This is a genomic window from Naasia sp., from assembly GCF_025465545.1.
Lineage (GTDB): Bacteria > Actinomycetota > Actinomycetes > Actinomycetales > Microbacteriaceae > Naasia.
In genome coordinates this window covers 66,348-79,365 of record NZ_JAODMK010000036.1, presented here as the reverse complement: position 1 = coordinate 79,365, position 13,018 = coordinate 66,348, and the positions used below count along the sequence as shown (strand labels likewise).

Annotated in this window: 12 protein-coding genes and 1 pseudogene; 6 read left to right on the top strand and 7 right to left on the bottom strand. The window is 71.1% G+C overall.

Annotated elements, in window-relative coordinates; genetic code table 11:
- Nucleotides 1-282: 282 nt before the first annotated feature.
- Both JWR33_RS09520 and JWR33_RS09515 read right to left on the bottom strand, forming a co-directional pair.
- Nucleotides 283-2,286: pseudogene (locus JWR33_RS09520) on the bottom strand (heavy metal translocating P-type ATPase); the annotation flags it as partial.
- The gene (locus JWR33_RS09515; protein WP_297411478.1) at nt 2,226-2,402 is read right to left on the bottom strand and encodes a hypothetical protein; all 177 of its coding nucleotides are present in this window, start codon (nt 2,400-2,402) and stop codon (nt 2,226-2,228) included. The pseudogene JWR33_RS09520 and the gene JWR33_RS09515, both read right to left, overlap by 61 nt.
- A gap of 757 nt (nt 2,403-3,159) precedes the next feature.
- Here JWR33_RS09515 and JWR33_RS09510 point away from each other — a divergent pair.
- Nucleotides 3,160-3,468 carry a metal-sensitive transcriptional regulator gene (locus JWR33_RS09510; RefSeq protein ID WP_297411416.1) on the top strand — a complete coding sequence of 103 codons (309 nt, stop codon included), beginning with the start codon at nt 3,160-3,162 and terminating at the stop codon, nt 3,466-3,468.
- A gap of 33 nt (nt 3,469-3,501) precedes the next feature.
- Here the strand turns inward: JWR33_RS09510 and JWR33_RS09505 are convergent, their stop codons facing one another.
- On the bottom strand, nt 3,502-4,050 hold the full coding sequence (locus JWR33_RS09505) for an MOSC domain-containing protein (RefSeq protein WP_297411414.1): 549 nt from the start codon (nt 4,048-4,050) through the stop codon (nt 3,502-3,504).
- Between the two features lie 43 nt (nt 4,051-4,093).
- On the opposite strand from JWR33_RS09505, the gene JWR33_RS09500 reads away from it, so the two are divergent.
- Together JWR33_RS09500 and JWR33_RS09495 are read left to right on the top strand one after the other, a co-directional pair.
- Nucleotides 4,094-4,924, top strand: coding sequence for a phosphodiesterase (locus JWR33_RS09500; protein ID WP_297411412.1), 831 nt, complete (start codon nt 4,094-4,096; stop codon nt 4,922-4,924).
- A gap of 49 nt (nt 4,925-4,973) precedes the next feature.
- A complete protein-coding gene (locus JWR33_RS09495; RefSeq protein WP_297411410.1) occupies nt 4,974-5,876 on the top strand; it encodes a tyrosine recombinase XerC in 903 nt (300 codons plus the stop codon).
- Here JWR33_RS09495 and JWR33_RS09490 read toward each other — a convergent pair.
- Nucleotides 5,861-6,466, bottom strand: a complete 606-nt coding sequence (locus JWR33_RS09490) for a M23 family metallopeptidase (protein WP_297411408.1) — start codon at nt 6,464-6,466, stop codon at nt 5,861-5,863. The two genes, JWR33_RS09495 and JWR33_RS09490, sit on opposite strands and share 16 nt — an antisense overlap.
- Nucleotides 6,467-6,630: 164 nt before the next feature.
- Between JWR33_RS09490 and JWR33_RS09485 the strand changes: the two genes are divergently transcribed.
- The 3 genes from JWR33_RS09485 (at nt 6,631) to tsf (ending at nt 10,396) form a co-directional block, all read left to right on the top strand.
- Nucleotides 6,631-8,085, top strand: a complete 1,455-nt coding sequence (locus JWR33_RS09485; RefSeq protein ID WP_297411406.1) for a sugar porter family MFS transporter — start codon at nt 6,631-6,633, stop codon at nt 8,083-8,085.
- 259 nt (nt 8,086-8,344) lie between these two features.
- Nucleotides 8,345-9,475 carry a 30S ribosomal protein S2 gene (gene rpsB / locus JWR33_RS09480; protein ID WP_297411405.1) on the top strand — a complete coding sequence of 377 codons (1,131 nt, stop codon included), beginning with the start codon at nt 8,345-8,347 and terminating at the stop codon, nt 9,473-9,475.
- A gap of 93 nt (nt 9,476-9,568) precedes the next feature.
- Nucleotides 9,569-10,396, top strand: a complete 828-nt coding sequence (gene tsf, locus JWR33_RS09475; RefSeq protein WP_297411403.1) for a translation elongation factor Ts — start codon at nt 9,569-9,571, stop codon at nt 10,394-10,396.
- Between the two features lie 122 nt (nt 10,397-10,518).
- On the opposite strand, the gene JWR33_RS09470 is transcribed toward tsf, so the two are convergent.
- From JWR33_RS09470 to JWR33_RS09460, 3 genes are read right to left on the bottom strand one after another with little or no spacing between them, the layout of a single operon-like run.
- Entirely contained in the window at nt 10,519-11,253 is a 735-nt protein-coding gene (locus JWR33_RS09470) for an SDR family oxidoreductase (RefSeq protein ID WP_297411401.1), read from the bottom strand.
- Nucleotides 11,253-12,002, bottom strand: a complete 750-nt coding sequence (locus tag JWR33_RS09465) for an ATP-binding cassette domain-containing protein (RefSeq protein ID WP_297411398.1) — start codon at nt 12,000-12,002, stop codon at nt 11,253-11,255. Before JWR33_RS09465 ends, JWR33_RS09470 begins: the two co-directional genes overlap by 1 nt.
- Nucleotides 11,999-13,015: an ABC transporter ATP-binding protein gene (locus JWR33_RS09460; protein ID WP_297411397.1), complete on the bottom strand. Its 1,017-nt coding sequence runs from the start codon at nt 13,013-13,015 to the stop codon at nt 11,999-12,001. Before JWR33_RS09460 ends, JWR33_RS09465 begins: the two co-directional genes overlap by 4 nt.
- Nucleotides 13,016-13,018 lie beyond the last annotated feature (3 nt).

The window sequence follows — 13,018 nt, the reverse complement described above, 5'->3', positions numbered from 1 at the left end:
GGCGACACGGACGGCCGACCGGACCATCACTTGCTCTGAGCGGCCTCTCACAGCGGGCCGATCAGAACTCGGCGAGCGAACGCCCGCACCGTGCTGGTGTGCGCGGCGATCCTGATCCCTTTTGATCGATGTGGGTCATCGCCGGGTACCTGGTCCTCGGCATCGCTCTGAACGCGCTGTCGCGCAGCAGGCGCGAGCGCATCATGATGGTGCCGGTGTCGGTGGCCGGTGTCGGTGGCCCTCGCGGGTCTCGCACTGGTCCTGGCCCTCGGTTGATCGCCCTCAGGCGCGCGCCAGCTCCTCCGGGTCGAGGCGGATCCGGCGCAGCAGCTGGGCGTTCAGCGCGACCACGATCGTGGACAGCGACATGAGCACCGCACCGGCGGCGGGGGAGAGGACGAAGCCGACGCCCGCCAGGATCCCCGCTGCGAGCGGCACCGAGAGCAGGTTGTAGCCGGTGGCCCAGGCCAGGTTCTGCACCATCTTGCGGTAGCTCGCCCGGGACAGCTCGATCACCGAGAGCACCGCCCGCGGATCGCTGCCCGCGAGCACGACACCCGCCGACTCGATCGCGACGTCCGTTCCCGCGCCGATCGCGATGCCGACATCGGCTCGGGCGAGGGCGGGGGCGTCGTTCACTCCATCGCCCACCATGGCCACCTTGCGGCCGCGCTGCTGGAGCTCCGCCACCTTGGCGTCCTTGTCCTGAGGCCGGACCTCCGCGAACACCTCGTCGAGCCCCAGCTGCGCGCCGACCGACTCGGCGACCGAGCGGGAGTCGCCGGTGATCATCGCCACCCTGATGCCGCGGCGCTGCAGGGCCGCGACCGCCTCCCGGGACTCCGGGCGGACCTCGTCCCGGACGGCGAAGGCCGCCCGCACCGCGCCGCCGTCGAGAAGGTAGAGCACGGCGGCGCCCTCCGCCTCCCAGGCGGCCGCGGCCGTCGAGAGATCTGCCGGTGCCGTCGCAGCGCGCTCGCGAAGCAGGCGGGGACCGCCCACCGCCACCAGTCGCCCATCGACGCGGCCCTCCACGCCCAGCGAGGGAAGCGCCCGGAAGTCGACGACCGGCACCGGGGGAACGCCGTCGGCCTCGTCGGCGGCCCGCACGACCGCCCGCGCGACCGGGTGCTCGCTCGACCGTTCGAGCGCCGCCGCGAGGCCGAGGACGGCGCCGCGGTCCTCCCCCGGTGCCAGGGCGATGCCCGTGACGCCCGGCTCACCACGGGTGAGGGTGCCGGTCTTGTCGAACAGCACGGTGTCGACGGTCCGCATCCGCTCGAGCGCGAGCCTGCTGGTGACCAGCACGCCGGCTCGGGCCGCCCGCTCGGTGGAGAGGGCGATGACGAGCGGGATCGCGAGGCCGAGCGCGTGCGGGCAGGCGATGACGAGCACGGTCACCGTGCGGGTGATCGCGTCGCCCGGACTGCCGAGGAGCAGCCAGACGCCGAACGTGAGAACGCCGGACCCGGCCGCGAAGTAGAACAGCAGCGCCGCGGCACGGTCCGCCAGCGCCTGCGCGCGGGACGACGAGGCCTGCGCCTGCGCGACGAGGCGCTGGATCCCGGCGAGCGCGGTGTCGTCACCGAGGGCGGTCACCCGCACGCGCACCGCACTGTCCGTGGCGATTGTGCCCGCGACGACCGAGGCCCCCACCGACCGCGCCACCGGCCGCGATTCGCCGGTGATCATCGACTCGTCGATCTCGGCCGTGCCGTCGATGACGGTGCCGTCCGCCGGCACTCGGGCGCCGGGACGCACCAGCACGACGTCGCCGACCGCGAGGTCCGCCAAGGGCACCTCGGTGAGGTCGTCCCCGTCAACCCGCACCGCTCGGTCGGGGAGCAGCGCGGCGAGCGCGTCGAGGGCTCCTGAGGCGGCGCCGAGTGCCCGCATCTCGAGCCAGTGCCCGAGCAGCATGATCACGATGAGGAGCGCCAGCTCCCACCAGAAGTCCAGCTCGAGCCCGAAGAGCCGGAGGGAGGTGATCCAACTCGCGACGAACGCCACAGTGATCGCCATGGCGATCAGCGTCATCATGCCGGGCTGGCGCAGCCGGACCTCGGCGACCAGCCCGGTGAGGAACGGCCAGCCGCCGTAGAAGAAGATCACCGTGCCGAGGAGCGGGGAGATCCACTCCGCCCCGGCGAAGGACGGCCGGGCGTAGCCGAGGATGTCCGAGAACATCGGGCTGAAGAACACCACCGGCACCGCGAGGACGAGGCTCAGCCGGAACCGGTTGCGGAACATCGCCGCATGGTCGCCGTGGCCTCCATGCCCGGCATGCCCGGCATGGCCTGCATGCCCCGCATGGTTCTCGTGGTCACCGTGCCCGGCATGGCCTGCATGCCCCGCATGGTTCTCCTGGTCACCGTGCCCGGGGTGGTCCGCGTGTCCCTCATGGCCGGAATCATCTGCGGGGGCCGAGTGCCCGGCATGGGGGGCGCGGACGGCCTGCGCGTCTGCTGCGCGAGATGCCAGGTCATGGCTGGGGGCGTGGTTGGGACGCGCAGGAACGTCCCCGTGCCCGGAGTGACGCGTTGGGCCGTCGTGTCCGGAGTGGAGGGCAGACGCCTCTGGGCGAGCGGACGCGGCCGCCCGGGATCCCGAGTGGCCGGCATGGAGGTCGCGGCCGGCGCGACGACCCGACGCGGGAGCGTGCCCATGGGGCGCGCCCGGAGTCCCGGACCGCTGAGCGTCGGCCTGACCGGCCGAAGCCGCCTCTGCGAGCTGTGCACGGTCGTCCCCCCGGTCCGACGACGTCGGCTCGGCGCCGGGTCGCTCCTCCAGCGCCGCGTCATCGCTGACCGAAGCGGAACCCGCGGAGGAGAAATCCGGCTGCAGTCGGGAGCCGTGCCGTGCTCGATCGGCGGCGCGATCGCGGCGGTGCTTCGCCCGCAGTGCCTCGCGCGCCTCGAAGGTGCCCTCGGCGGTACGCGAAGGAGCCGGCCTGCCGTGCTCATGCCCGCCGTCGGCGCCCATGCCCTCGGTGCCGGACGCCTCCGCCGATCGGATGTCGCCGTGCGTCGACTCGCGCCGCGTCTCGTCCACTGCCGTCTCCCGTGCTCGCCGAACATGCCCGTTCCGTCACTATACCCCCTGGGGGTATAGTGCAAGCGGTGCGGATCGGACGGCCGCACCCGGCGGAAGGAGATCCACGTGGATCACGAGGCAGTCGACGCATCCGCGCACGGCTACATCTCCAACAAGGACGACTACCTGGCGCGGCTGCGCCGGATCGAGGGCCAGGCTCGGGGCCTGCAGAAGATGGTCGACGACGAGAAGTACTGCATCGACATCCTCACGCAGGTGTCCGCGATGACGAAGGCGCTGCAGTCCGTCGCGCTCGGGCTCCTCGATGACCACCTGAACCACTGCGTCGTCGAGGCGGCGGTCGGCGGAGGCGCGGTGGCCGATGAGAAGCTCCGCGAGGCATCGCAGGCGATCGCGCGGCTCGTCCGCTCCTGACCGGCGGCAATTGCGCGGCGCTCGCCTGAGCGCCTACGGGTTGGAGCGGTAGATCTCGAGCATCGAGGGTGCGCCCGCAGGCGCTGCAGTCACCTCGATGGCGGATCCCGCCTCGATCGACCCGGTCTTGAGCACCCGGAAGTAGGCGCCGAGGCGCCCAGCGTCGCTGAAGCGCTTGACCCAGCCCTTCGCTTCGGGGCCTCCCACCCAGCGGGCGAAGGTCATGCAGGGCGTGCGGGGAACGGTCGCCTCGAGCACCACGCTGCCGATTCTCCAGCGCTCTCCCGCGCGTGCCCCGGTCGTGGGCAGGCCCTCGACCCTGAGGTTCTCGCCGAACCAGCCCGGCCAGAGGGCGCGACCGAGCTCGCCCTCCCAGTACTCCGCGTCCTCCTCCGAGTACGCGTACACCGCCTGCTCCAGCCCGCCGTGGTGCTTGCGGCTCACCTGCACGTCGGAGCGCAGCCCGAACCGGCCGACCCTGACCGGACCGGCGACCGACCGCTTGTCGATGGCGGTGGTCCCCTCGCTGCCGGAGTCGGGCCGGAGCTGGGAGACGACGCACGCGGCGAGGAGGGAGGCCATCGCGGGAGTCTACGGTGTCGCTCCGGGTCGGTAGCGTTGCCTCGTGCCGATCGATTCCCCTCCGACCCACGTGATCGCCCATCTCAGCGACACCCACCTGCTGGCCGGCGGGGAGCCGCTGCACGGCGTCGTCGACACCGTCTCGCTCCTGCAGCAGGCGATGCGCCGTCTCGAGGACTCGCAGATGCGGCTCGACGCGATCGTGCACAGCGGGGACATCGCGGATCGCGGCGAGCTGGACGCCTATCTCCGAGTGCGGGAGATCATGGAGCCCGCCGCCGAGCGGCTCGGCTGCCCGATCGTCTGGGTCGCCGGGAACCACGACTCCCGCGGCCCGCTCCGGGAGGGTCTCCTCGGCGAGGAGCCGACGACGAGCCCCCTCGATTCGGTCATCGAGGTGAACGGCCTGCGGATCGTCGCGCTCGACACGTCGGTGCCGGACCAGGGGCACGGCGACGTCGACGACGAGCAGCTCACCTGGCTGCGCCGAGTGCTCTCGCAGCCCGCCCCGCACGGCACGATCCTCACCCTGCACCATCCGCCCCTGCCCACCACCGTCCGGGTGCTCGACCCGTTCCAGCTGCGATCGGCAGACGCGCTCGCCGCCGCCGTGGAGGGCTCCGACGTCCGGGCGATCCTCAGCGGCCACCTGCACTACTCCCTCAACGGCACGCTGGCGGGGGTTCCGGTGTCCGTCGTGCCGGCCACGAGCTACACGATCCGCATCGACGCCCCGCATCTGGGACTCACCGGAGTGAACGGCTCGCAGTCCATCGCCCTCGCGGTGGTCTACCCGGAGCGGGTGGTCCACGTGCTGCTGCCGCTGGCCGACAGCCCTGCCGTCGTCACCCTTCCGGATGGCTTCTTCGAGTAGGAGCAGTGTCGCTGCCGCCCGCGCGCGCAGGGCAGGCCACCCTGGGGGAGTGCAGATCGCCGACGCCGCGGGGGAGTTCGCCTCCCACCTGACGTCGGAGCGCGGGTTCTCGGCCAACACGGTGCGCGGCTACGCCACGGACCTCGCCGACCTCGAAGGCTTCGCGCGGCGGCGTGGCGACGACGACGTCTCCGCGATCACGCTCGACCTGCTGCGCGATTGGCTCTGGCACTCCTCGGAGAAGGGGCTTGCCCGGGCGACGCTCGCGCGTCGGACCGCGGCAGTGCGGGCATTCAGCGGCTGGCTCGCCCGCCAGGGGAGCCTCCCCATCGATCCCGCGCTCCGGCTCCGTGCCCCGAAGTCGCACGGCACCCTGCCCCGCGTGATCCCGGCCACCGGGCTCGACAGCATCCTCCGTGGCCTCGAGGAGCGAGCCGCCGAGGGCGCGCCGGCCCCGCTGCGCGATCTCGCGGTGGTGGAGCTGCTCTACGCGTCCGCGCTCCGCGTGTCCGAACTGTGCGGCCTGGACGTCGACGACCTCGACCGCGAGCGGCTGACGGTCACCGTGACGGGCAAGGGCAACAAGCAGCGGGTGGTGCCGTTCGGGGTTCCCGCCGCGCGGGCCCTCGATCGGTATCTCCAGTCCGGGCGGCACGCTCTCGTCCTCGAGCACACGCCCGCGCTCTTCCTCGGGGAGCGGGGCGGACGGCTCGGCGTGCGATCGGTGCATCGGCTCGTCGCGGGACTGCTGCAGGAGGTGCCCGGCTCCGGACCGGCCGGGCCGCACACCTTGCGGCACACCGCGGCAACCCATCTGCTCGACGGCGGCGCCGACCTGCGGGCGGTGCAGGAGATGCTGGGTCACGCAAGCCTCGGCACCACGCAGATCTACACGCACGTGTCATCTGAGCGGCTGAAGCGGGCCTACGAGCAGGCTCATCCGCGGGCCTGAGGACTCTCGTCGAGGGGCAGCAGGATCGCCCGGGGCACGCCGCCGAGCAGCATCAGCGGCGACAGGTACTCCCCGTCGCGGCGGACCCCGAAGTGCACGCAGCCGGGCGGGCAGTGGCCTGACGAGGGGGCGACGGTGCCGACCACCTGGCCCGCGACGACGGAGGTTCCGACGGCTGCTCCCGCGCTGATCGGTTCGAAGCTGGAGACCAGGCCGTCGCCGTGGCGGATCGACAGCACCGGCCGGTCCACGACCGTGCCGGCGAACGACACGATGCCGTCGGCAGGTGAGTGCACCGCGCTCCCGACCGGGGCCGCGATGTCGATGCCCCGGTGACCGGAGGCATACCTGGTGGCCGGGCCGGAGTAGCCGCGCAGGATCGGTCGGGGCACCTCGATCGGCCAGGTCCATTCCGGCGGTGCTCCCCTGACAGCAGCGGCATCAGGAGGGACAGCAGTGGCACCGGCAGCAGACGCCGGAGCGGCCGCCGCGGAGGGCGTTCCGCCGATCGTGGTCAGCGCCACGAGCAGCAGAACCGCAGACCCCGCCCGCCGCAGCCGCCAGGCGGTCCTCCCCGAATCTCGATCCATGGCGTCAGACTCGCTCGTCCTCGTCGGGACCCGGGGGTGTCTCCCTCAAGCGGTGGACACGACGGCGTGAGGCTGCCCGGGGGAGGAAGGGCGCACTGCAAGGGGAGAACCCGGGGGCGCCGACGGGGGCGCACGCGTGGAAGGATTGCCGGTGGAGGAGCACGATGACAAGATCCCGCACCGAGCAGGCACAGATCGACCCGCAGCTTCGACGCCGGGTCACCGGGCTCGCGCTCGCTGCGGCGGTGGGTGGCTTCCTCTTCGGCTTCGACTCGTCGGTGATCAACGGGGCCGTCGACGCGATCGGCGAGGAGTTCGGGCTCGGCGCCGCGGTCCAGGGCTTCGCGGTCGCCATCGCACTCCTCGGCTGCGCCGCCGGCGCCTATGCGGCCGGCGCGCTCGCCGACCGGTTGGGCCGGTTGCGGGTCATGCTGATCGGCGCCGTGCTGTTCTTCGTGAGCTCCATCGGCGCCGGTCTCGCCTTCGGGGTTCTCGACTTCATGGTCTGGCGCCTGATCGGCGGCTTCGGCATCGGCGTCGCCTCGGTGATCGCGCCCACCTACATCGCGGAGATCGTCCCAGCGGCCGTCCGCGGGCGCCTCGCCTCCCTGCAGCAGCTCGCCATCACCCTGGGCATCTTCGCCGCCCTGCTCTCCGACGCACTCCTCGCCGGCGTCGGCAACGAGGACCCGACCCGGGAGCTGCTCTTCGGCCTGCCGGCCTGGCGGTGGATGTTCCTCGTCGGTGTCGCGCCCTCCGTCGTCTACGGCTACTTCGCCCTCCGCCTTCCGGAGTCGCCGCGCTACCTCCTTGCCACGGGCGACGAGGATGGCGCTCGCGCAGTGCTCCGGACCGTGCAGCCGCAGGCCGAGGTGGACGAGGAGGTCGGCCGCATCCTCGACACCATCGAGGAGGACCGGGAGAACGAGAAGAAGTCGTCCCTTCGGGGCCCGGCGCTCGGTCTCGCGCCGGTCGTCTGGGTCGGTCTGGCCCTGTCGGTGTTCCAGCAGTTCGTGGGGATCAACGTGATCTTCTACTACTCCACCACTCTGTGGAGCGCGGTGGGCTTCACGGACGCGTTCCTGATCTCGGTCATCTCCTCCGTCGTCAACGTGGCGGTCACCTTCGTCGCCATCGCCATCGTGGACAGGGTCGGCCGACGGCCGATGCTGCTCGCCGGCTCGATCGGCATGGCGGTCACCCTGGGGGCGATGTCGATCGCCTTCAGCCAAGCGCAGGTCGTCGAGAACAAGCTCAGCCTTCCGCAGCCGTGGGGCATCGTCGCGCTGATCGCGGCCAACCTGTTCGTCGTCTCGTTCGGCGCGACGTGGGGGCCGCTCGTGTGGGTGCTGCTCGGCGAGATCTTCCCGAACCGCATCCGGGCGAAGGCGCTCGGCGTGGCCGCAGCGGCCCAGTGGATCGCCAACTTCCTCGTGACGGTCAGCTTCCCGATCTTCTCCGAGTTCTCGCTGGCCTTCACCTACGGCCTCTACGCCGTCTCCTCGTTCCTCTCGCTGCTCTTCGTCTTCTTCTTCGTGCCCGAGACGAAGGGCGTCAAGCTCGAGGATGCCGGCGGTCTCGTCTTCGGCCGGGCCGGGAAGGCCGCCGTGCGCGCCTGATGCGGCAGCCGCCGAGACCCGGGAGAAACGCCCAGCCCGGGGGAGGGTGCGGTCCTGTAACATGGTTGCCGCATCCCGCGCAGCGGGGTGACTTCGCGTGCCCACCAGGCCTCCGCATCCACCGGTCCCCGTTCGTCGGGGCGGATGCGCGCCGGGCACCAGGATTCGCGGCCGTCCGGCCGCGATAAGCAAACCGAATCGGCGTCCCGCCGGGCAGCGTCCTGCTGTGCCGTCGTGCGCCGGGAACAGGAGCACGGCCATGGCCGTCGTCACCATTCGCCAGCTGCTCGACAGCGGCGTGCACTTCGGGCACCAGACCCGCCGGTGGAACCCGAAAGTCAAGCGCTTCATCCTCACCGAGCGCAGCGGCATCCACATCATCGACCTGCAGCAGTCGCTTGCCTTCATCGACACTGCGTACGACTTCGTCAAGGAGACCGTCGCCCACGGCGGCACCATCCTCTTCGTCGGAACCAAGAAGCAGGCGCAGGAGGCCATCGCCGAGCAGGCGACCCGCGTGGGCCAGCCCTACGTCAACCAGCGCTGGCTCGGCGGTCTGCTCACCAACTTCCAGACCGTGCACAAGCGCCTCAACCGGCTCAAGGAGCTCGACCTCGTCGACTTCGACGACACGACCCGCGGCTACACCAAGAAGGAGCTGCTGATCCAGCGCCGCGAGCGCGACAAGCTGGAGAAGACGCTGGGCGGCATCCGCAACCTTGCCCGCACGCCCTCCGCGATCTGGGTCGTCGACTCCAAGCGCGAGCACCTTGCGGTGAACGAGGCCAAGAAGCTCGGCATCCCGGTGATCGGCATCCTCGACACGAACGCGGACCCCGACGAGATCGCCTACCCGATCCCGGGCAACGACGACGCGATCCGCTCCGTGGCACTGCTCACCCGCATCATCGCGGACGCGGCGGCCGAGGGTCTGATCCAGCGCCACCAGAAGCCCGGTGACGGTGAAGTGGCTGAGCCTCTCGCCGAGTGGGAGCGCGAGCTCCTGCAGGCCGGCCCCGCCTCCGACGCTCCCGAGGCGCCCGCCGACGACGCTGCGCCCGCCGAGGAGGCTGCGCCCGCCGAGGGTGCCGCGCCCGAGGAGCCTGCGGAAGAGGCACCCGCCCCGGAAGCCGCCTCTGAGGCGCCGACCGAGGAGCCCGCCGGCGACGCTCCCGCCTACGAGAACGACGCCGACGCCCAGGCCGACGCCGACCTCACCGCCAACGCGGATGAGACGGTCGTCGCCGAGCACGCGCCGGAGACCGACGAGCATGCCGAGGCGAGGATCGAAGCCGAGGCCACCCCGGCCGAGAAGAAGCCCGCCACCAAGCGCGCTCCGTCCGCGGCGAAGGCCAAGGCCGAGAAGGCGGAGACCGCCTCGGCGGAGTGATCTTCCCCAAGTAGTTGCGAGGGCGGTGGGATCCGAGCGGATTCCACCGTTCTCGCGCAGATCAGCATCATCAGCAAGCAGAAGGAGGAACGCATGGCCAACGTGAGCCTGCAGGACGTCAAGACGCTCCGTGAGCGTCTCGGGACCGGAATGGTCGACACCAAGAACGCGCTCGTCGAGGCCGAGGGCGACATCGAGAAGGCTGTCGAGATCCTCCGCCTCAAGGGCGCGAAGGGCAACGCGAAGCGTGCGGACCGCTCGACGAGCGAAGGCCTCGTGGCAGCCAAGGAGGACGCCGGCGCGGTCACCCTGATCGAGCTCGCCTGCGAGACCGACTTCGTGGCGAAGAACGAGCGATTCCTCGCCCTCGGCGACAAGGTCCTTCAGGCGGTCGCCGCCTCCGGCGCGGACACGCTGGACGGCGCGCTCGCGGCGACGCTCGAGGGCAGGACCGTCGCCGACACGATCGCGGATGACGCCGCGATCATCGGCGAGAAGGTGGAGCTCCGCCGGGTCGCCCGTGTCACGGGCGAGAAGTTCGCCGTGTACCTGCACAAGACCAACCAGGACCTGCCCCCGCAGGTCGGCGTCGTCGTCGCCTACACGGGTGAGGACGCGGCGACCGCGCGCAGCGTCGCCCAGCACATCTCGTTCGCCGCTCCCGCCTACCTCGCCAAGGACGAGGTGCCCGAGTCCGACGTCGAGAACGAGCGCCGCATCGTCGAGGAGATCAGCCGCAACGAGGGCAAGCCCGAGGCTGCGCTCCCGAAGATCATCCAGGGCCGCCTCGGCGCATTCTTCAAGCAGGTCGTGCTCCTCGAGCAGGACTACGCGCGCGACAACAAGCTGACCGTCGGCAAGGTGCTGGCAGACGCGGGCCTGACCGTGACGGGCTTCGCCCGCTTCAAGGTCGGCGCCTGACCGCTCAGGCCTGACGGGAACGGGAGTCGCCCCTCGGGGTGGCTCCCGTTCTCGTTTCCTGCGCGGTGGGTCGTGGCATCGGAGGCACGACCGGGACTTACGGCTACCGAGCGTGCCCGCGTTCAGCCCATATACCCGGCCAAGGTCACACCGGCATCGACGACGAGGGTCTGCCCGGTGATTGCTGAGCTGGCGGGTGTCGCGAGGAACACGACCGCCTGGGCGACCTCGTCGGGCGAAACCAGCCGTCCGAGCGGAGCCGCGCGCACGAATGCGTCCACCCGTTCAGGCACAATCTCCTCGATCCCGGGGCTCGCCACGAGGCCGGGTGCGACGGCGTTGACGCGGATCGCGTGCCGACCGAGCTCGAGGGCGGCGGTGCGGGTGAACTGCGCAAGGGCAGCTTTCGATGCGTCATAGGCCGCCATCCCGCTCTCGGGTGCAAAGGCGTTGACGGAGGTGATGTTGACGATGGCTCCGCCCCCGGCCGCAGCCATGGGGAGGGCGACTCTCTGGACCAGTTCGATCGGTGCGTGGACGTTCACTCGGAACACGTCCATCAGCTCCTCCCGGGAAAGACTGCGGAGATCGGCGTGGGGGTAGATGCCGGCCGAGTTCACGAGGACGTCGATCGTGGCGAGGGTCTCGACTGCGGCGTCGATGAGACGCTCAGCGGCGTCAGGTTGACGCCCGTCCACGCGCAGTGCCGACGATCCAGGCACTGTTGCAAGGACCTCAGCTGCTCCCGACTCATCACCCGAGTAGGTGAAGAGGACGCGGTAGTCGATCTTCGCGAGGGCTCGTACGATGGCCGCCCCGATCCCACGTGACCCGCCGGTGACCACAGCTCCCGGCATCAGGTCCGCCTCAGCACGGGTACTGCGGCGAGCAGCTCACGTGAGTACGGGTGCTGCGGCGAGAGGAAGAACTCCTCCGCGGAGCTCACTTCGACGAGTCTGCCGAGCTGCAGGACCGCGACCCGATCCGCCAGCTGGCGCACCAACGCGAGGTCGTGCCCGATGAAGAGCGCGCCGATCCCCAGGCGGCTGCGGAGCTCCATGATCAGCCGCAGCATTTGTGCCCGCACGCTCGCATCGAGGGCGCTCAGGGCCTCGTCCAGCAGCAGGATCCGCGGCTCGCTGGCGAGCGCGCGGGCTATTGCCACCCGCTGCTGCTGGCCGCCGCTGAGGTAGCGAGGGCGCACGCCGGCAACTTCGGGCGGGAGACCCACCAGCTCGAGAAGCTCAGCAGTTCTTGCCCGCTCCCCGGCTCGGGGGCGCAGCCGGTGAACGCGCAGGATCTCGGTGATTGCCGCCGCGACGGTCAGTCGAGGGTCCAGACTGCCGAGCGGGTCTTGGAAGACCATGGCGACCGGCTTGCGACCGCGGGTGGGAATGGCGACGCCGTCGAACAGGATCGTCCCGGCGGCAGTCTCCACGAGGCCGGCGACCGCCCTCGCCAGCGTCGACTTGCCGCTGCCCGATTCGCCGACCAGGGCAACGATCTCCCCCTCCGCGACGGTGAGGGAAACCTCGTCAAGAGCGGTGATGGACGCGCCCCGGCGGACGTACTCCACCGAAACGGCGTCCACCACGAGGCCGCTCACCGGACCGCCTCGGGCACACGGGCAGCGAGCTCCCGGATACAGGCGGAACCATGACCGGCGCCCACATCCCGCATCGTGTACGGCGTCTCGCGGCACTCCGGCACCGCGAAGCGGCAGCGGGAGGCGAAGGGGCAGCCGTCGCCGGCCTGCCACGGGGGCACGGCCGCCCCCGGAATCGGTTCCGGCAGGGCCGCGGGCGACCGCATGTCCGGGACCAACTGAAGGAGGGCTTGCGTGTACGGGTGGTGCGGGCGCCCGACCGCGATTTTCACGTCGACGGTCTCCAGCACGCGGCCCGCGTACATCACGACCAGGCGGTCGGCAAGCTGCGAGGCCACCGCGAGATCGTGGGTGATCATGAGCACCGACAAACCGGACTCGGTCGACAGTTCCCGCACAAGATCAAGCACCCTCGCCTGCACGGTCACATCGAGCGCAGTCGTCGGCTCATCGGCGATGAGGAGTGAGGGGCTGGCCGCGAGGGCCGCAGCGATCATCGCCCGCTGGCGCATTCCCCCGGAGAACTGGTGCGGGAAGTCGCGCGCTCGCGTCGCTGCGTCGCGGATCCCGACACGCTCGAGCAGTTGGACGACCCGCTCCCGCCGGGCGGTCGCATCTCCCAGCCCGTGCGCGAGCAGGGCCTCCTCGGCCTGGATGCCGACCCGCACGAGAGGATCCATGGAGGCCATCGGATTCTGGAAGATGTAACCGATCCGCCGCCCGCGAATGGCCCGGAGCGTCGCCTCGTCGGCTCTCGTCAGATCCACACCATCGAGGTGCACGGCGCCGTCTGCGATCCTCGCGCCATCGGGGAGCAGGCGCGCGATGGCCATCGCCGTCAGGGATTTGCCGCTGCCTGACTCTCCGATGAGGGCGACGCGCTCCCCTCGGCCGACCCGGAAGGAGACGTCGCGGACCGCGGGAACCCAAGTGCCCGATCGTCGGACCTCGACGACCAGTCCGCGGACGTCGAGTTCGCCTACCGGCTCGGCGAGGGGCACGGGGAGAACCACGAC

Coding starts and splice junctions, on each gene's coding strand:
- JWR33_RS09515 (WP_297411478.1), bottom strand. CDS start 2,402: ATGAGGGACACGCGGACCACCCCGGGCACGGTGACCAGGAGAACCATG.
- JWR33_RS09505 (WP_297411414.1), bottom strand. CDS start 4,050: ATGGCCTCCCTCCTCGCCGCGTGCGTCGTCTCCCAGCTCCGGCCCGAC.
- JWR33_RS09490 (WP_297411408.1), bottom strand. CDS start 6,466: ATGGATCGAGATTCGGGGAGGACCGCCTGGCGGCTGCGGCGGGCGGGG.
- JWR33_RS09485 (WP_297411406.1), top strand. CDS start 6,631: ATGACAAGATCCCGCACCGAGCAGGCACAGATCGACCCGCAGCTTCGA.
- rpsB (WP_297411405.1), top strand. CDS start 8,345: ATGGCCGTCGTCACCATTCGCCAGCTGCTCGACAGCGGCGTGCACTTC.
- tsf (WP_297411403.1), top strand. CDS start 9,569: ATGGCCAACGTGAGCCTGCAGGACGTCAAGACGCTCCGTGAGCGTCTC.
- JWR33_RS09470 (WP_297411401.1), bottom strand. CDS start 11,253: ATGCCGGGAGCTGTGGTCACCGGCGGGTCACGTGGGATCGGGGCGGCC.